The sequence below is a fragment of the Thermococcus prieurii genome (genome assembly GCF_054657655.1).
Window position 1 is genome coordinate 1,021,501 of sequence record NZ_BAAHYH010000002.1, and the last position, 16,766, is coordinate 1,038,266.

The 16,766-nt window shown below is 57.1% G+C and carries 15 protein-coding genes, 1 tRNA gene, 1 rRNA gene and 2 pseudogenes; 8 read left to right on the forward strand and 11 right to left on the reverse strand.

All coding sequences use genetic code 11. The annotated features are described in order from the left end of the window. The first annotated feature begins 165 nt into the window (after positions 1-165). The 4 genes from ACYQ04_RS08895 (at position 166) to ACYQ04_RS08910 (ending at position 4,722) form a co-directional block, all read left to right on the forward strand. Positions 166-1,485 (forward strand): ATP-binding protein, encoded by a 1,320-nt coding sequence (locus tag ACYQ04_RS08895; RefSeq protein WP_460130113.1) that lies wholly within the window; start codon positions 166-168, stop codon positions 1,483-1,485. Positions 1,486-1,533: 48 nt separating this feature from the next. Then, positions 1,534-3,012, forward strand: a complete 1,479-nt coding sequence (locus tag ACYQ04_RS08900; protein ID WP_460128924.1) for an ATP-binding protein — start codon at positions 1,534-1,536, stop codon at positions 3,010-3,012. 288 nt (positions 3,013-3,300) lie between these two features. Further along, positions 3,301-4,086 (forward strand): hypothetical protein, encoded by a 786-nt coding sequence (locus ACYQ04_RS08905; RefSeq protein ID WP_460128926.1) that lies wholly within the window; start codon positions 3,301-3,303, stop codon positions 4,084-4,086. Between the two features lie 54 nt (positions 4,087-4,140). Beyond that, positions 4,141-4,722 carry a P-loop NTPase family protein gene (locus ACYQ04_RS08910; protein WP_460130115.1) on the forward strand — a complete coding sequence of 194 codons (582 nt, stop codon included), beginning with the start codon at positions 4,141-4,143 and terminating at the stop codon, positions 4,720-4,722. On the opposite strand, the gene ACYQ04_RS08915 is transcribed toward ACYQ04_RS08910, so the two are convergent. After that, a complete protein-coding gene (locus ACYQ04_RS08915) occupies positions 4,723-5,460 on the reverse strand; it encodes a hypothetical protein (RefSeq protein ID WP_460128928.1) in 738 nt (245 codons plus the stop codon). 19 nt (positions 5,461-5,479) lie between these two features. Continuing rightward, a complete protein-coding gene (locus ACYQ04_RS08920; RefSeq protein WP_460130117.1) occupies positions 5,480-6,634 on the reverse strand; it encodes a pyridoxal-phosphate-dependent aminotransferase family protein in 1,155 nt (384 codons plus the stop codon). A 162-nt stretch (positions 6,635-6,796) separates the two neighbouring features. Here ACYQ04_RS08920 and ACYQ04_RS08925 point away from each other — a divergent pair, with 162 nt between their 5' ends. Genes ACYQ04_RS08925 through ACYQ04_RS08940 form a run of 4 tightly spaced genes read left to right on the forward strand, consistent with a single transcriptional unit; the run spans position 6,797 to position 10,328 of the window. Further along, positions 6,797-7,975 (forward strand): MFS transporter, encoded by a 1,179-nt coding sequence (locus ACYQ04_RS08925; protein ID WP_460128930.1) that lies wholly within the window; start codon positions 6,797-6,799, stop codon positions 7,973-7,975. Positions 7,976-8,028: 53 nt separating this feature from the next. Next, positions 8,029-8,577, forward strand: a complete 549-nt coding sequence (locus tag ACYQ04_RS08930; protein WP_099209734.1) for a 50S ribosomal protein L16 — start codon at positions 8,029-8,031, stop codon at positions 8,575-8,577. A 52-nt stretch (positions 8,578-8,629) separates the two neighbouring features. Further along, positions 8,630-9,142 (forward strand): hypothetical protein, encoded by a 513-nt coding sequence (locus tag ACYQ04_RS08935; RefSeq protein ID WP_460128934.1) that lies wholly within the window; start codon positions 8,630-8,632, stop codon positions 9,140-9,142. A gap of 43 nt (positions 9,143-9,185) precedes the next feature. Continuing rightward, complete coding sequence (locus ACYQ04_RS08940; protein WP_460128936.1) at positions 9,186-10,328, forward strand: RNA ligase; 1,143 nt, start codon at positions 9,186-9,188, stop codon at positions 10,326-10,328. 171 nt (positions 10,329-10,499) lie between these two features. On the opposite strand, the gene ACYQ04_RS08945 is transcribed toward ACYQ04_RS08940, so the two are convergent. From ACYQ04_RS08945 to leuC, 9 genes and pseudogenes are all read right to left on the reverse strand, one after another. Beyond that, positions 10,500-10,577: transfer RNA gene (locus tag ACYQ04_RS08945), tRNA-Asp, on the reverse strand. Between the two features lie 10 nt (positions 10,578-10,587). Next, a 5S ribosomal RNA gene (gene rrf, locus ACYQ04_RS08950) occupies positions 10,588-10,709 on the reverse strand. Positions 10,710-10,734: 25 nt separating this feature from the next. Next, positions 10,735-12,399: a dihydroxy-acid dehydratase gene (ilvD, locus tag ACYQ04_RS08955; RefSeq protein ID WP_460130118.1), complete on the reverse strand. Its 1,665-nt coding sequence runs from the start codon at positions 12,397-12,399 to the stop codon at positions 10,735-10,737. Beyond that, positions 12,368-13,693, reverse strand: a pseudogene (gene cimA / locus ACYQ04_RS08960) (citramalate synthase); the annotation flags it as partial. The pseudogene cimA and the gene ilvD, both read right to left, overlap by 32 nt. A gap of 97 nt (positions 13,694-13,790) precedes the next feature. Beyond that, a pseudogene (locus ACYQ04_RS08965) lies at positions 13,791-13,967 on the reverse strand (citramalate synthase); the annotation flags it as partial. Beyond that, a complete protein-coding gene (locus ACYQ04_RS08970) occupies positions 13,964-14,500 on the reverse strand; it encodes an isocitrate/isopropylmalate family dehydrogenase (protein ID WP_460128939.1) in 537 nt (178 codons plus the stop codon). The pseudogene ACYQ04_RS08965 and the gene ACYQ04_RS08970, both read right to left, overlap by 4 nt. Positions 14,501-14,520: 20 nt before the next feature. After that, positions 14,521-15,009 carry an isocitrate/isopropylmalate family dehydrogenase gene (locus ACYQ04_RS08975; RefSeq protein ID WP_460128940.1) on the reverse strand — a complete coding sequence of 163 codons (489 nt, stop codon included), beginning with the start codon at positions 15,007-15,009 and terminating at the stop codon, positions 14,521-14,523. Beyond that, positions 15,006-15,500, reverse strand: coding sequence for a 3-isopropylmalate dehydratase small subunit (leuD, locus tag ACYQ04_RS08980; protein ID WP_099209728.1), 495 nt, complete (start codon positions 15,498-15,500; stop codon positions 15,006-15,008). The genes ACYQ04_RS08975 and leuD overlap by 4 nt, the downstream gene beginning before the upstream one ends. Next, on the reverse strand, positions 15,497-16,765 hold the full coding sequence (leuC, locus tag ACYQ04_RS08985) for a 3-isopropylmalate dehydratase large subunit (RefSeq protein ID WP_460128943.1): 1,269 nt from the start codon (positions 16,763-16,765) through the stop codon (positions 15,497-15,499). The genes leuD and leuC overlap by 4 nt, the downstream gene beginning before the upstream one ends. Position 16,766: the final 1 nt, after the last annotated feature.

Genomic DNA, 16,766 nt, shown 5'->3' on the forward strand with positions numbered 1-16,766 from the left:
ATTTTGACATGAATTTTCGAGTTATTTTAGATATTAAACAAATTTTCTTGGATTTATTGGCAGATTGTTTGTACACCAACCACCGGAGACGGGAGAAAGGCTTAAATTATTATCCTGCTCAAGATTATCCTGGTGAAGATAATGTTTGTCAACTGAAAAGATGAGCTGAGGTTCCTTGACTCACTCTACCGCTCAGGAAAAAAGGAGGTCCTGATTCTCTACGGGCGCAGGCGCGTTGGGAAGACCGAGCTCGTGAAAAGGTTCATTGAAGGGAAAAAGGCCGTTTACTTTTTGGCCGATAGGGACGGGCTAGAGTCAAACGCGAAGAGGTTTTACAGAGAAGCCGCAGAGGTTCTTGACCTGCCAAAGGTTGAAGTCAGGGACTTCAGAGAGGCCTTTGAACTCATGAAGCTCAAGGCTCCCGAAAGGCTCGTCGTCGTTATAGACGAGTTTTCATACCTTTTGCTCACCGATAAGAACACCCCGGCGGTTTTTCAGCACGTTATAGACGAAATCATTGACGATGGGTTCTTCCTAATCCTGAGCGGGTCGATAATCGGCCTGATGGAGGGACTTATGGAGTACGGCAACCCCCTCTACGGCAGGAGAACGGCACAGCTCAAGCTTAAGCCCCTCAACTTCTTCCACGTCCGCGAGTACTTCAAAAACTCACCGATTGAGACTGTCGTGAAGATATACTCTGTTACCGGCGGTGTTCCCATGTACTTTAGGCTCTTTGAGGGGAGAAACTTCGAGGAAGAGCTCCTCAAGGTGGCCTTTTCGCCGATGTCAATCCTCTACGAGGAGCCAGAGTTCATTTTGAGGGAAGAGCTCGGCGACGTCCACCGCCACTACCTGATTCTTGAGGCGATTGCCCTCGGAAAGCACAGGGTCAGCGAGATTGCCAGCTTCGCGGGAATCGAGGCGAAGGACATGCCGAAGTACCTGAGAACCCTAATCTCCCTCGAACTCGTGAGGCGCGAGGTTCCTGTTACCGAGCCGGAGAGGAGCAAAAAGGCGCGCTACTACCTCAACGACAACTTCTTCGCCTTCTGGTTTCGCTTCGTGAAGCCAAACAGGGGAAAGATAGAGCTCGGAACGTTCGAGATGGATTGGGACGCCTTCAACACCTATGTGGGGAAAGCCTTTGAGGATATTGCCAGGCAGTTCCTCATGGAGCTGAACAAAGCTGGAAAACTGCCGTTCCACTTTACAAAAATCGGTCGCTGGTGGCGGAAGGGCGAGGAGATTGATTTGGTTGCCTTAAACGAACGCAAGAGGAAGGCTCTCTTCGTTGAGGTGAAGTGGAAGGAACTGAGCGAAAGGGAAGCGAGAGGGATTTTGAAGGATTTAGAGCGGAAGGCAGAGTTAGTAGGGTTGGACGATTGGGAAAGGTTCTATGGGCTGGTGGCAAAGAACGTTGAGGAGAAAGAAGGGCTGAGGAAGGAGAGCTGGCTTGTATGGGACTTGGAGGAGTTTCCCTAATTGGAACAATGAAAAACCTTTAAATAGTATAATTGCGATTATATAATTATGATTACACAAAAGTTCGTTGACAGGAAGGAGGAGTTAACGACCCTACGGAAAGCCTTCAAAAAGGGCGCGCTGATTATCGTCTACGGCAGGAGAAGAGTGGGGAAGACGAGACTCCTCGTCGAGGCTTCCAAGGGATTTAAAACCCTCTATCATCTCTGCAAGGAGGAAGAAGTTAGTGAGACCCTGAGAACGCTCAACGCGAAGCTCTTCTCGCTCACGGGCGATGAATCACTGCTGAGACACCCAGTACGCTCGTTTGACGAGTTCTTTGAGAGACTGCCGGAGGACGTCGTGGTTATTTTCGATGAGTTTCAGATTTTAGCAAAAAACCACCCCAGAATCCTCGGCGTCCTTCAGGAGCACCTTGACTTCAGGGGAAGCGGGAGCATCGTCCTCTGCGGTTCGAGCGTCTCGATGATGGAGGAGCTCGTTTCCTACGGCAGTCCAATCTACGGGAGGAGAACCCTCTCGCTCAAGGTTGAGCCCCTGAAGTTCCGCCACATCGGCGAGTTCTTTCCGAACTACAGCCTCGAAGACCTCGTCAAGGTCTATGGCATGGTGGATGGAATCCCGGAGTACCTGCTCCGTCTCGACCCGTCTCTTTCCCCGGAGGAGAACGCGCGGGAGGAGTTCTTCGGGAGGGGCTTCCTCTACGATGAAGCGGAATACCTGCTCCGCTACGAGCTCCGAGACCTCAGCACATACAACACGATTCTGGAGGCGATAAGCTACGGCCACCGCTCGTTCAACGAGCTGAAGAACGCGACGGGGCTCGACGGCTCGAAGCTGACGCGCTACCTCAGCATACTCATGAACCTCGGTATCGTTGGCAGGGAAGCCCCCGTTACGGAAAAGCCGAAGAAACGGGCAAGGAACTCGCGGTATTTCATACGGGACAATTACTTCGCCTTCTACTACACGTTTGTTTACCCGTTCAAGGAAGGGATAGAGATTGGAATGCCTAATGAAGCGCTGGAGCACTTCGAGAGGAACTTCAACCGCTATCTCGGCTGGGTTTTCGAGGATATTGCCAGGCAGTTCCTCATGGAGCTGAACAGGGCTGGAAAACTGCCCTTTAAGTTCACAAAAATCGGCAGATGGTGGCGGAAGGGTGAGGAGATTGATTTGGTCGCTTTGAACGAACGCGAGAAGAAAGTGCTCTTAGTTGAGGTTAAGTGGAAGGAACTGAGCAAAAAGGAAGCGCGGGGAGTTTTGAAGGACTTGGAACGGAAGGCGGAGCTTGTAGGGTTGGACGATTGGGAGAGGTTCTATGGACTTGTGGCTAAGAGTGTTGAGGAAAAAGAGGAGCCGAGGAAAGAAGGCTGGCTTGTATGGGATTTGGGAGACTTCGAAAGCCTTATCTCCAAAGCCGCCCTAGTAACTGCCCGCGGTGATAACTATGATAGAGTACTTGGTGAAGCGAACGGGCAAGATCCACAAGAAAAAGGAAGGGTTCCTGAAATCAAAGAGTGCTGAAGTTATAATTGCGGACGAGATCGAGGACACACACACTCGGAAGAATCATAGGTGAGCTCAAGAGGACGATCCGGGAGCGATACGGCAAGCTCCCGGGCAGGCGGGAGGAAGAAGAGGAAGTGAGCAAGGCGCTCTCAAAAGCAATAACACACACACGACCACTTTCTGATTTCAAAGAGATACGGGCACATCCACCAGAGCAAGCAGGACGCCCAAAAATGGAACATCCTGTTTCAGCTTCTAACGATCCTGCCCGCAGTAAAGTATAAGAGAACAGATCTAAAAGACGTGGGAAAGAGAACCGAGCGCATCCTTCAGGCGCTGGAAGAAGAGCACGGAGAACCCGTGTTCTACTACAGAATGGAGGACGACGTGCCGCGCAGAAAATACATCGTTCTGCCGCCCTATGATCCAAGAGAGGGAAAGTTGCTCCCACCCTTTGAGAAGCTAAAAAAGGACCCCGAATTTCGGAAGAAGTTCATAGACATCTTTCTGGAAGCCCACGAGATGCCAAAAAGCAGATATGGCGAGAAGATGGAGAAGTACCTCCAGCTCGCCATGGATGCAGCAGAGGAGGTCGCGGAATTCCTTGGAGAAGACGGTAAAGCACTGGTAAAACCCGAGGAACTTGCCCAGCTCGAGAAACTGACGAGATACCTAGATACACTAATGAGAGAAGAATTCTACCTCCGCCCAGTGGAGAAGAAGGCGCAGAAGCAAACCGAGCAGGAGCAACCGGCGCCGAAATCCCCCAAGAAGAAGGCGGTAGAGGAACCAACCGTTGAAGAGCACGAGGGAACCAATCGAGCGAAAGAAAGTGGAGGGCGCCGGGATTCCACCGCCCTTCTCCGGGAAAAGCTCGAAATCCTCTCAATCCTCAACGGGCTGGAATTTGCAGGCTTCTCGGAGGAAGCTAAGCGAAAGGCAGTCGAAAAGCTCTCCACGCGGATTGCCGAGCTTTCCGAGGGGGAGCTCACGCCCGAAAACCTCCAGAGGCTTGGCCTCTACGCCTTCGCCGTCGAGATGATAAGGCGCGGGGACTTCGAGAGGCTGAGGGAGGTGGAGAAGCTTTAGCCCATCAAAAGATACCGTTATAACCCCCGGCGAGAAATACTTACGGTGAACCGAATGGGCGTCTACATCTTCAAGCCCGAGGATTTGATACGCTACGGCTCGGCACGGCCAGAGCAGATGGAGCTCCTGAAGGAGGAGGTCCTTGGAAAGAAGGACATACTAATCGTCGGAACGAGCAGGAGCGGAAAGACGAAGCTCGTGGAGGCGCTACTACACTACGTCCCCGACGACTGGAAGGTGGCCGTTGTTACTGCCTACGGCGAGTTCAAGCCCTTCAAACCAAATATCGAGGTCATAGATACCGCCTTCGACCAGCGCCCGACGAAAGAGAGGACCGACGAGGTTATTGAGAAGCTGAAGAAGCTCAACCCGGACTACGTCGTGATAGACACCCTCCACACCGTCAGCGTCCCGAGGATTCTCGATGAGCTGATAGACGACTACGCTTTCATAGTCACCTCGCTGGCGATGAGCGACGACCTGAAGGCCGAAGTTATGCACTGGCTCGGAATAGACGAGAAGACCTTCGACCGCTTTGATATTCTCGTCGAGCTGAGCAGGGACTGGAGAACCGGGATGAAGAAGATAAACAGGATTTACAGGATTAAGAACGGGGAGCTCGAGCCAATAGTTTAGCTACCAGCGGTTTTTCACGTTTCTTCTTCCTCCCCTCAGGAGAAGCTTTCTCTTCCAGAGGGCGAAGAGGATGAGGTTCAGGAGAACCGTAACGACGAGGGAAGCCGTTAGCGAGCCGAAGGTTATGCCCGCGATGCTGTACTTCGTCCGCTTCACCATACCGAGGGCCACGTAGTCCTCTGGAGTCATATGCCTCATCTCGGGCGAAACCCGAACAGTGCCGTTCTCGGGGAGGAGTGAGAGCATGTGGTTCCACGTGACCACGTAGAGCTTCACGTGGGTTCCGTTGACGGTGCAGTTGGGAACGCTCAGCCCGCGTTCGAGCCACAGGCACGAGCCGTCAGGGAATATTTTTCCGTGAACAGGCGAGTGGTCATAGGTCTGGAAGTAGAAGGAGCCGTTTTCAGGGTTTATCTCGAAGACCTCTATGTCCTCCGTGGTGCTGTAGATTAGACCCCTCATGACGCGGTAGAGCCTGTCGAGGAGGGGGTTGCTGAAGTACTCGTCGCGCCAGACGATGTAGTAGTACAGCTCGCCGTCCCACCCTACCATGTAGAGGACCTCGGTCGGCTCGTCGCCGGGCTTGGAGTGGAGAACAGGGGAGTAGGCGAAGACCTTGGAGCTCTCCCAGGGGAGGTAACCCTCCAGTGAGTAACCGCTCGCGGTTAAGGCAACTGCCCAGAAGACGAGGACGTTTCCTGTGAGCCACAGAACCAGTAGAACCGTTCTCCTCCGCATGGTTAAAAAGAAGGGAAAATTAAGCCTTAAGCTTTTCTATGACCTCCCTGAGGTTGTCGAGCATCTCGCGGATGTCGTCGAAGGTCATGTAGCCCATGTTTCCAATCCTGAAGGTCTTCTCTGCCACGCTTCCGTAGCCCTTGGCGAGCTCAAAGCCCCTCTCGCGCATGGCGTTGTAAACGTCAACTCCCTTCATTCCCTCGGGAACGACGACGGCAGTTATCGTCGGGCTCTCGTAGCCGGGCTCGGCGAGGATTCCGAGACCCATCTCCTTGACGCCCTCGCGTATCATCTCGCTCCTCTTCCTGTACATGTCGAGCCACTCTTTCTTTCCGCCCATCTTCTCGATTATCCTGAGAACGACGTTGAGGCCGAATATCTGCGGGAGCGGTGGGGTTGACGGCGTTCCCTTCTTCTTCTCGTTGAACTTCTTGTAGAGCGGTAGGTCGAAGTACCAGCCACGCTCGGGCATCTTCTCGGCTATCTCAAAAACGCGCTCGCTCACAGCGGCGACGGCCAGGCCCGGCGGGACGCCGAAGGCCTTCTGACTGCTCGCGAAGACGAGGTCGATGCCCCACTCGTCGAACTTTATGTCAGCCCCACCCATTGCCGAGACGGCGTCAACGAAGAGAAGCTTGTCGTGCTCGTGAACGACCTTTGCCAGCTCGGGGAGCGGGTTGAGAACACCGGTTGAGGTCTCGTTGTAGGTTATCGTGACCGCGTGGACGTCGGGGTTCTTCCTGAGGGCGTCGTCGAGTTCTTCGGGTTTTATAGCCTGCCCCGGCTCCTTCTCGAGGATTACCGCCTTCCTTCCGTTGGCCTCGACGACGTCTGCGAAGCGCTTTCCAAAGGCGCCGATGATTGTGACGAGAACCTTTCCACCGCGCGGGACGGTGTTTCTGACGGCCGACTCCATGAAGCCGGTTCCCGAGCTCGGGAAGAGAATTATCTCGCCCCTGTCGGCCTCAAGGAACTTCTTGAGCCTCTCGAGGGTGTCAACGTGAACGGCCTTCGCCTCGGCCGAGCGGTGGCTGAACATCTGCACGCTCATTATCGCGAGAACCTCTGGGAAGCACGCAACCGGCCCGGCCGTAAAGAGCTTGTACTTCGGCTTCACCATCTCGTAAACTTCCCTGTAAGCGTCCTCATACTGCATGTCGAAGCGGAGCTCCATTCCAATCACCTCGAAGCGTGTTAACCCATCCCTGTAAAAAGTCTTCGCTCGACAGGTAGATGGAAAATCTGAAACTGGACGCATCCATCGGTTCGGTTTTCGAAAAACTTTCAGTGGCCAAACCCTTTTAAGTCAAGTGCATAACGCTCAGAAGGTGGTCTGATGGAGCGCAGAAGACTCGCCGGGATTCTGCTCCTCATCGTCTCGGCCTTCACGGGAACGATTGCATTTCGCCTCGCAACCCCCGCCATAGCCTTCTACACGCGAGACATTCTCAGGGCGAGCATGTTCGCTGTTTCCCTCGTCTCGATGTCCTTTGTGCTTGCGAGGGCCTTCTCGTCCGTCCTCGGCGGTCTCGTCCTTGAGCGGGGCAAGAAACTCGTCTACCTCGGAGCGATAGCGATGATGGGGAACGCGGTGGCTGTTCAGCTCTACCCTCTCACGTCGAGCTGGCTTCAGGTCGCTGGGATAAAGCTCCTCAACGGCTTCCTCAACGGGATAAGCTGGCCAATGGCCCAGTTCGTTCTGGCCGTAACGACGCCGAGGGAGATAAGGGCGCGCGTTACCGCGGTTTACTTCTTCTTCGGGAGCATAGCGTCTCTCCTCGGCAACTACGTCTACGCCTACACGGTTGGGCTCGGCTTAACCGGCCAGATGTGGATTTCCTCGGCCTTCTTCGTCCTGACGGGCCTTATAATGCTCCTCAGCTACTACCTCCTCTTCGACCTGATAACGCCGAGGAAGAAGAAAACGCCGGACGGAGAGAGGCCGAGCTTAAACCCGAAGAGGGTTCTAACGATTGCCTCGCTGATGGCGGTTATAGTGGCCTTCACCTCGGGCGAGATAACCTACGTCTACGTCTCGGAGGCTTTGGGGCTGAGCAAGGAGAGAACCGCAGTTCTGCTCGGCTGGACCGGTTTCCTCTCGGCGTTGCTCAGCTACTTCGTCTCGTGGCTCGCCGATGTGAGGAGCGAGGCAAGGATGGTAAAACTCACAGCGTTGCTCGCGGGAATATCGCCGATTTTAGCTTCGATAAAGACCGCGCCAACAGTTTTCCTTGGAATTTTTCTGGCCCTCTTCGCCTTCCAGAGCTTCCGCCCGATTTCAAGAAAAGTTCTGGCAAGCTACCACCGCTCCTCGCTCGCGATAGGCGGTGTGAACGCGGTTCAGAACCTCTCGACCTTCATCGGCGGAATGCTCTTCGGCTTGGCTTACTCACTCGGGGAGGTCCACCTTGGGCTGACCCTGAACCTTGCGCTCCTAACCTTCCTGCCGTTTTCGCTCGGGCTGATAATCGAGGGAACGAGGGTGAAAGATGGTGAAAGTCCAAAACTTTTATAAGGGGCTCAAACGGCTTAAGTTCAGACCGGTTACGCTCATTTGGAGGTGAGATTATGGGACTTAGACCAGCGAAGATTGATAGGGACGTTGACAAGCCCGCTTACACGAGGAGGGAATACATACGCGGTGCCCCCGGACCGAGGATAACCATCTTCGACATGGGAAACCTCTCGGCCGAGTTCCAGTACGAGGTTAGCCTTCACGCGGAGCAGGCGATGCAGATAAGGCAGAACGCCCTTGAGGCGATTCGTATACAGGTCAACAGGTACCTCCAGAAGAACGTCGGCAGGAGCAACTACCACTTCAAGATTCGCGTTTACCCGTTCCAGGTGCTCCGCGAGAACCCGATGGCCACCGGAAGGAAGGCCGACCGTTACGGAAACGGTATGCGCAGGCCCTTTGGAAAGCCGATTGGCTTAGCTGCCCGCGTCAGGAAGGACCAGAAGATACTCACCGTCTGGGTCAACGAGAACCACCTCAAGTTCGCACTGGCGGCCATGAGGAGGGCCAAGATGAAGCTCCCCTACAGTGCCTACTACAGGATTTACGACAGGGAAGGCAACGACGTCACCACCAAGGTTCTCTCCACGATGAAGCGCTGACCCTTTCTTTCATTCCAACACGTTTTTACGCACTTCGTCCTATGTATCATTAGTGATTGCTATGGAGCGAGTCGAAGCGCTCCTCGTTGTGGTAGGGCTGCTGGCGCTGTCGGTTCTCGGCTACGCCATGACTTACAACTCCCAGCCCCAGGCTCAACCAATCCCTCCGGGCTTCGGGAACTTCAACGCCAAACTTATTCACTTAAACGCCACCAGCGTTCACCTCAAGGTCGGCCAGTCGCTCACGGTCAAAGGCGAACTCGTGGGCGGACACTACAGAATCCACGGAGAGGAATACCCCTACTACGGCCGGGTCTCGCTGATAGTCTACGAGGGACCTGCCAGGGACACTCCCCAGTGGATAGCCCTTGAGTCTCACCTCACCGCGCCGGAAGGAGTGGTCGTCAGCGTCCTGCCCGAGGAGTTCTACCTTCAGCCGAACGGAGAGGAGAACATCAGCGTGAGCATCACCCCGCGGAGGAGCGGAACGTTCCACCTCTACGTCGTCGCGGTCTCAGATAGGGGCTGGCGGGCGTGGGCGGAGCTGAACGTCACAGCGGGATGACAACGTTATTTAACCCCCAGCGACAAGGTACTACGGTGAGAGGATGGTCAGCTTGGGGTTTCGAAACCTTCTCCTAAAACTCGGCCTGCCCGAGGACAGGCTGGAGGTTCTTGAAGGCAAAGGCGGGATAGAGGAAGACACCTTCGAGGGAATCCGCTACGTCCGCTTCCGAGACTCTGCGAGAGGCTTTAGGAGAGGAACGGCCGTTTTTGAGGACGGAACAGTCGTTTTAGGATTTCCTCACATAAAGCGAATCGTTCAGCTCGAGAACGGTGTAAAGAGGATTTTCAAGGGCAGGCCCTTCTACGTCGAGGAGAAGGTTGACGGCTACAACGTCCGCGTTGTCAAAGTTAAGGACAGGATTTTAGCGCTCACCCGGGGCGGTTTCGTCTGCCCCTTCACGACCGAGAGGATTCTTGACTTTATCAACGAGGAGTTCTTCAGGGATTACCCCAACCTCATTCTCGTCGGCGAGATGGCCGGGCCCGAGAGTCCCTACCTCGTCGAGGGACCGCCCTACGTAAAGGAGGACATCCAGTTCTTCCTGTTCGACATCCAGGAGAAGGGAACCGGCAGGAGCATTCCGGCTGAGGAGAGGTATAAACTCGCCGAGGAGTACGGGATTCCGCAGGTTGAGGTCTTCGGCCTCTACGATAGGTCAAGGATTGACGAGCTGAGGGAGCTTGTTGATAGGCTCAGCGAGGAGAAGCGGGAAGGCGTCGTCATGAAGACGCCGGACATGAAGAGGATAGCGAAGTACGTGACGCCCTACGCGAACATCAACGACATAAGGATAGGCTCCAGGATTTTCTTCGACTTGCCCGGCGGCTACTTCATGGGCCGGATAAGCCGGCTCGCCTTCCACATAGCCGAGCGGAGGATTAGGGGCGAGGACTTTGAGAACTACGCGAAGGCACTCGGAGAGGCCCTCTTAAAGCCCCTCGTTGAGAGCATTGAAGAAGTATCACAGGGCCACGACGTCGAGGAGACCTTCAGGGTGAGAGTGAAGAACGTGAGCACCGCCCACAGAATGGTAAGCCACTTTGAGAGGCTCGGCCTCAAAATCCACATCGAGGACATAGAGGACTTGGGGAACGGCTACTGGAGGATAACCTTCAAGAGGCTCTATCCCGACGCGACGCGCGAGATAAGGGAGCTGTGGAACGGTCTGGCCTTCGTGGACTGAGCTTTTTTCCATTTTCTCAGCTCTCGAGAGGTGTAAAAAGACTCGAACCTATTTTAAAAGGATTATTAGAGGAATTCACTCCCCAAAAGAGCAACTCACAAAGGAATCCACTCAAAAACTGTCCTTCAAAAGCATGCTCACTTTGGTGAAGCGTTTCCGGGAAAAGTTCTTTGGCGCCCGGGCCGGGATTTGAACCCGGGTCACGGGAGTGACAGTCCCGTATGATGGGCCGGGCTACACCACCCGGGCGCGTGATAGTGGCCGGCGGCGTTCCCGGTTTCCCGCCCCCTCTCGGAGGGCAGTACACCCGGGAACGCAGGCGGGCTTAACTTCCGGGGTCGAAACGAGACCGGGTGTAACCCCGCCGCTATGGCCGCCGTGCCGATTCATACCTGTCGTGGCGGGTTTATAAATTTTGCGGTCTGAGCACCGCACCCTCGCTGGCCGGCCCCACAATCCTCGCGTACCTCGCGAGGTAGCCGGTAAGAACCTTCTCCTTCGGCTTCCACCTCCTTCTCCTCTCCTCGAGCTCCTCCTCCGGGACGAGGAGGTCTATCCTCTTCGCTCTGACGTCAATCCTTATCCTGTCCCCGTCCTCTACGAGGGCTATCGGGCCCCCATCGGCCGCCTCCGGGCAGACGTGCCCTATCGAGAGGCCCCTCGTGGCACCGGAGAAGCGGCCGTCCGTGACGAGGGCGACGTCCTTATCGAGCCCCATGCCGGCTATGGCGGACGTTGGGGTCAGCATCTCCCTCATTCCCGGGCCGCCTTTCGGTCCCTCGTAGCGGATAACCACGACATCACCCTTCTCAATCTCCCTGCTGAGAATCGCCTTCGTTGCATCTTCCTCGCTCTCAAATACCCTCGCGGTGCCCTCAAAGCTCTCCACTCCAGAGACCGCGGAGACCTTTAGAACGGCCCCCTCCGGAGCGAGCGTTCCGCGGAGTATCATCAGGCCTCCTCTCGGGGAGTAGGGCTCATCCACAGGCCTTATCACCTCAGGCCTCGACACGAAGGCATCTTTGAGGAGCTCGCCAACGGTCTTCATCGCCACCGTAAGCCTCTCCTCGTGGATGAGGCCGAGCTCCGAGAGGCGCTTCATGACGCCGAGGACTCCGCCGGCCTCGTAGAGGTCGAGGACGTAGTGGTCTCCGGAGGGGCTCAGCTTGACGATGTTTGGAGTTACCTCGCTGATTCTGTCGAAGTCGTCGAGGCTCAGGTCAACATCCGCCTCCCTCGCTATCGCCATGAGGTGGAGCACCGTGTTGGTCGAGCCCCCGAGGGCCATATCGACAGCTATCGCGTCCTCAAAGGCCTCCTTCGTGAGTATCCTGCTCGGCCTGACGTCGTTCTTCACGAGCTCCATAACCGCCATCCCAGTCCTCTTCGCTATCCTCCGCCTGTGGGCGTATACAGCGGGGGCCGTCCCGTTCCACGGCAGGGAGACGCCGAGGGCCTCGCTTAGGGCGTTCATGGTGTTGGCCGTGAACATGCCGGCGCAGGAGCCGCAGCCGGGACTCGCGAGCTCCTCGAGAAGATGAAGCTCGGCCTCACTCATCTTCCCGGCCTTCACGGCCCCAACGGCCTCGAAGACCGTCTTTATGTCCACGTACTTTCCCCTGTACCTGCCGGGTAGCATCGCACCGCCGGAGACGAAAACGGCCGGGATGTCGAGGCGCGCCATGGCCATGAGCATCCCAGGGATTATCTTGTCGCAGGAGGCAACGAGGACGAGGCCGTCGAAGTTGTAGGCCCTTGCCATGGTCTCAACCGTGTCCGCTATGAGCTCCCTTGAGGGGAGCGAGTACTTCATGCCCTCGTGGTTCATCGCTATGCCGTCGCAGATTCCCATCACGCCGAACTCCAGGGGTGTTCCCCCCGCCATCCTGACGCCGGCCTTCACGGCCTCCGTTATCTCCCTGAGGTGTATGTGCCCCGGGATGACCTCGTTGAAGGAGTTTGCTATGCCTATGAGCGGCCTCTCCAGCTCCTCATCCGTAAGCCCCATGGCCTTAAAGAGGGACCTGTGCGGTGCCCTCTCAACTCCCCTCTTTACCACATCGCTTCTCATTCCCACCACACTCCTTCATAAGCCAGTACTCCATACCGTCGGTTATCGCCTTCAGGCTCGCCTCGATTATGTTCGTCGAGGCCCCAACGGTTCCCCAGCTCCTCATCCCGTCCCCGGTGCGGATGAGGACGCGGACCTTTGCGGCCGTGCCCTTCTCGCTCCCGAGGACGCGGACCTTGTAGTCAACCAGCTCTATCTCCCTCAGTTCGGGATAGAACTCCGTCAGGGCCCTCCTAAGGGCCAGGTCTAGGGCGTTTACCGGACCGTTGCCCTCAGCGACGGTGTGGACCCTCTCGTCCCCGACCCGCACCACAACGGTTGCCTCAGAGATGGGGCTTCCTCCCGGGAGTATCTCCGTTATGATCCTCGCGCGCTCGAGCTCAAAGAAGGGCCTGTAGTTACCGCGCACCTTCTCTATCAGAAGCTCAAGGGAAGCCTCGGCCGCCTCGAAGTGGTACCCCCTGAACTCGAGCTCCTTTATCAGCCTGACAACCTCGGGAAGGGCCGGGTCGTTCTCGTCGAAATCTATGCCGAGCTCCCTGGCCTTGTAGATGAGGTTGCCCCTCCCGGAGAGCTCCGAAACGACGACATTCCTCCTGTTGCCGACGAGCTCTGGGTTTATGTGCTCGTACGTCTCGGGGTTCTTGAGGACAGCCGAAACGTGGACGCCGCCCTTGTGGGCGAAGGCGCTCTCTCCGACGTAGGGCTGGTTTCTCGGGATCTCCATGTTCGCCAGCTCTGCGACGAAGTGGGCCAGCTCCTTCAGCTTCCTAAGCCTCTCCTTCCCAACGACCTCGACGCCGTACTTGAGCTCGAGGGCAGGGATTATGGAAACGAGGTTCGCGTTGCCGCAGCGCTCCCCTATGCCGTTTATCGTCCCCTGTATCTGGACAGCTCCGGCCTCGAAGGCGGTGAGCGAGTTAGCGACGGCAAGCTCCGAGTCGTTGTGGGCGTGTATGCCGAGCGGAGCCTTCACGACCTCCTTAACGAGCTCGAAGCCGTGCCTTATCCACGATGGAAGCGAGCCGCCGTTGGTATCCGCCAGAATGACTCTCTCGGCCCCCGCCTCGTCCGCAGCTTTCACCGTCGCCAGTGCGTACTCCTCGTTGGCCCTAAGGCCGTCGAAGAAGTGCTCCGCGTCGTAGAAAACGCGCATGCCGTGCTCGCGGAGGTACTCGATTGAATCCGCTATCATCTCGAGGTTGTTCTCGAGGGTCGTCCTCAGGGCCTCCCTGACGTGCAGGTCCCAGCTCTTGCCGAATATCGTAGCTATCTCGGCCCCGGAGTCGACGAGGGCGTTGAGGTTCGGGTCGTCCTCTGGCTTTAGCCTCGGCCGTCTCGTGCTTCCAAAGGCTTGCTATCCTCGCGTTTTCAAGGCTCAAATCTCCAACGGCCCGAAAGTACTCGATGTCCTTCGGGTTCGAGCCGGGCCAGCCGCCCTCGATGTAGTGGATTCCGAACTCGTCGAGCTTCTCCGTTATCCTGAGCTTGTCCTCCAGCGAGAAGCTTATCCCCTCCATCTGGGAGCCGTCCCTCAGCGTCGTGTCGTAGAGCTCGACTTTCTTCATACAACCACCTCGAGGGCCTCGACGACGGCATCACCCACCTGGGAGGTGCTCAGCTTCCCGCCGAGGTCCGGTGTTACCCTGTTCTCAGCTATAACCCTTTCAACGGCCCTCTCGACCGCTTTCGCGGCATCCCCGAGGCCGAGGTGCTCGAGCATGAGCGAGGCCGTTAGAATCGCCGCGAGCGGATTGGCTATCCCCTTCCCGGCTATGTCGGGAGCGGAGCCGTGAACCGGCTCGAACATTCCCGTTTCCTCGGGGTTGACGTTGGCGGATGCGGCCAACCCGAGCCCGCCGACTATCTCCGCACCGAGGTCCGTCAGGATATCCCCGAACATGTTCGGTGTGACGACGACGTCGAAGCTCTCAGGAGAGCGGACCATCTTCATCGCCATGGCATCGACGTAGTAGTGGTCGGTCTCGATGTCTCCGTACTCGGCGGCGACCTCCGCAAAGACCCTCTCCCAGAGGTCGTGGGCGTAGGTGAGGACGTTGGCCTTGTCCACGAGCGTGACCTTCTTCCGCCCCGTCTTCACCGCGTACTCGAAGGCGAACCTTACGCCCTCTCGACGCCGTGGCGCGTGTTTATCATCTCCTGCACGGCAACTTCGTTCGGCGTCCCCTTCCTGAGGAAGCCGCCGGAGCCCGCGTAGAGGCCCTCGGTGTTCTCCCTGACGAAGACCATGTCTATCCTCTCCTTCCCCTTCAGCGGCGTCAGCCTCGGGTGGTAAAGCTTAACTGGCCTGAGGTTCACGTAGAGGTCAAGGGAGAAGCGGAGCCTCAGGAGGATTCCGTGCTCGAGGACTCCGGGTTTGACTCTGGGATCACCTATCGCGCCGAAGTAGATGGCGTCGAACCTGCCGAGCTCCTCGACCGCCCAGTCCGGGAGCGTCTCGCCGGTTTTGAGGTAGTGCTCCGCCCCGAATGGATACTCCTCAAAGTCGAACGAGGCCCCAAAGAGCTCCTCAACCTTCCCGAGGACCTTGAGGCCCTCCGCGACAACCTCCTTTCCAATCCCGTCGCCCGGAACGACCGCTATCCTCATTTTGCAAGCCTCCTCTTCGTGTACTCCACGAGGCCGCCCGCGCTTATTATCTCCATCACGAAGTCCGGGAACGGGTTGGCGCGGTAGACCTCGTTCTTCGTCAGGTTCCTTATCTCGCCGGTCGAGAAGTCCACCTCGAGCTCGTCGCCGGTCTCTATGGCATCAACTGCCTCGGGCGCCTCGAGTATCGGCAGGCCGATGTTGATGGCGTTGCGGTAGAAGATGCGCGCGAAGCTCTTCGCTATCACGCAGGAAACGCCAGCCGCCTTTATGGCGAGCGGTGCGTGCTCCCTCGAGCTCCCGGAGCCGAAGTTCTCCCCGGCAACTATCATGTCCCCCGGCTTCATCCTGAACCTGAACTCGGGGTCGAGGTCCTCGAGAACGTGCTTCGCAAGCTCGGCCGGCTCGGACGTGTTGAGGTAGCGCGCAGGGATTATGACGTCCGTGTCGACGTGGTCACCGTACTTCCACGCCCTCCCGCGAACCTTCATTTTACCACCTCCTCGGGAGAGGCTATCCTTCCGAGAACGGCAGATGCTGCAGCAACGTAGGGGTTGGCCAGGTAGACCTCGCTCTCCGGGTGCCCCATCCTGCCGACGAAGTTCCTGTTGGAGGTCGAAACTGCCCTCTCTCCGCTCGCGAGGATTCCCATGTGACCGCCGAGGCACGGCCCGCAGGTCGGCGGCCCTATTACAGCTCCGGCCTCGTGGAAGACCTCGAGGAGGCCCTCCTTCATCGCCCTGAAGTAGACGCTCCTCGAGCACGGAATCACGATGAGCCTGACCCAGGGGGCAACTTTCTGGCCCTCTAAGACCTCAGCCGCCATCTTCAAATCCTCGTAGCGGCCGTTAGTGCACGAGCCTATGAAGACCTGGTCGATTTTGATGTTCATCTTTGAGGCCCTGCTGACCGGCACGGTGTTCTCGGGCAGGTGTGGAAATGCCACCAGAGGCTCAAGCTCCGTGACGTCGTACTCCACCATATCGGCGTACTTCGCGTCCTCGTCGCCCTTCACCGGCTCGAAGTCCCTCTGGGCACGCTCCTTCACGTAGTCGAGCGTCTTTTTGTCGGGCTCTACCAGGCCCGTCTTCGCCCCGGCTTCAATCGCCATGTTCGCCATCGTCATCCTCCCCTCCACAGAGAGCCCCTCGATGACCTCTCCGCCGAACTCCATGGCCTTGTAGAGCGCCCCGTTCACGCCTATGTCCCCTATCGTGTGGAGGATCAGGTCCTTCCCCGTGACCCACGGGCCGGGCTCGCCCGTGTAGACGAACTTAACCGTCTCCGGCACGCGGAACCACGCCTCGCCGGTTGCCATTGCGACCGCCAGATCCGTGCTCCCCACGCCCGTGGCGAAGGCGCCCAGCGCCCCGTAGGTGCAGGTGTGAGAGTCGGCACCGATTACGAGGTCTCCAGGGAGAACGAGGCCGAGCTCCGGCAGGAGGCAGTGCTCGACGCCGACGTTTCCCCCCTCGAAGAACCACTTTATCCCCTGCTCCCTGGCGAACTCACGGGAGAACTTGCACTGCTCCGCGGCCTTTATGTCCTTGTTCGGGGTGAAGTGATCGAGCACTATCGCTATCCTCTCCGGGTCGAAGACCCTATCCGAGAGCTCCCTGAACTTCTTTATGGCGAGCGGTGCAGTCACGTCGTTTCCAAGCATGAAGTCGAGCTTTGCCATGACTATCTCTCCGGGCCTTACCTCCTCCCTTCCAGCGTGTTTTGCGAGTATTTTCTCAGCCATCGTCATTCCCATT

Excerpts from the sequence above, each read along its gene's own strand:
- ACYQ04_RS08900 (WP_460128924.1), top strand. The coding sequence starts at position 1,534 with ATGATTACACAAAAGTTCGTTGACAGGAAGGAGGAGTTAACGACCCTA.
- ACYQ04_RS08910 (WP_460130115.1), top strand. The coding sequence starts at position 4,141 with ATGGGCGTCTACATCTTCAAGCCCGAGGATTTGATACGCTACGGCTCG.
- ACYQ04_RS08915 (WP_460128928.1), bottom strand. The coding sequence starts at position 5,460 with ATGCGGAGGAGAACGGTTCTACTGGTTCTGTGGCTCACAGGAAACGTC.
- ACYQ04_RS08920 (WP_460130117.1), bottom strand. The coding sequence starts at position 6,634 with ATGGAGCTCCGCTTCGACATGCAGTATGAGGACGCTTACAGGGAAGTT.
- ACYQ04_RS08925 (WP_460128930.1), top strand. The coding sequence starts at position 6,797 with ATGGAGCGCAGAAGACTCGCCGGGATTCTGCTCCTCATCGTCTCGGCC.
- ACYQ04_RS08930 (WP_099209734.1), top strand. The coding sequence starts at position 8,029 with ATGGGACTTAGACCAGCGAAGATTGATAGGGACGTTGACAAGCCCGCT.
- ACYQ04_RS08940 (WP_460128936.1), top strand. The coding sequence starts at position 9,186 with ATGGTCAGCTTGGGGTTTCGAAACCTTCTCCTAAAACTCGGCCTGCCC.
- ilvD (WP_460130118.1), bottom strand. The coding sequence starts at position 12,399 with ATGAGAAGCGATGTGGTAAAGAGGGGAGTTGAGAGGGCACCGCACAGG.
- ACYQ04_RS08975 (WP_460128940.1), bottom strand. The coding sequence starts at position 15,009 with ATGAGGATAGCGGTCGTTCCGGGCGACGGGATTGGAAAGGAGGTTGTC.
- leuD (WP_099209728.1), bottom strand. The coding sequence starts at position 15,500 with ATGAAGGTTCGCGGGAGGGCGTGGAAGTACGGTGACCACGTCGACACG.
- leuC (WP_460128943.1), bottom strand. The coding sequence starts at position 16,765 with ATGGGAATGACGATGGCTGAGAAAATACTCGCAAAACACGCTGGAAGG.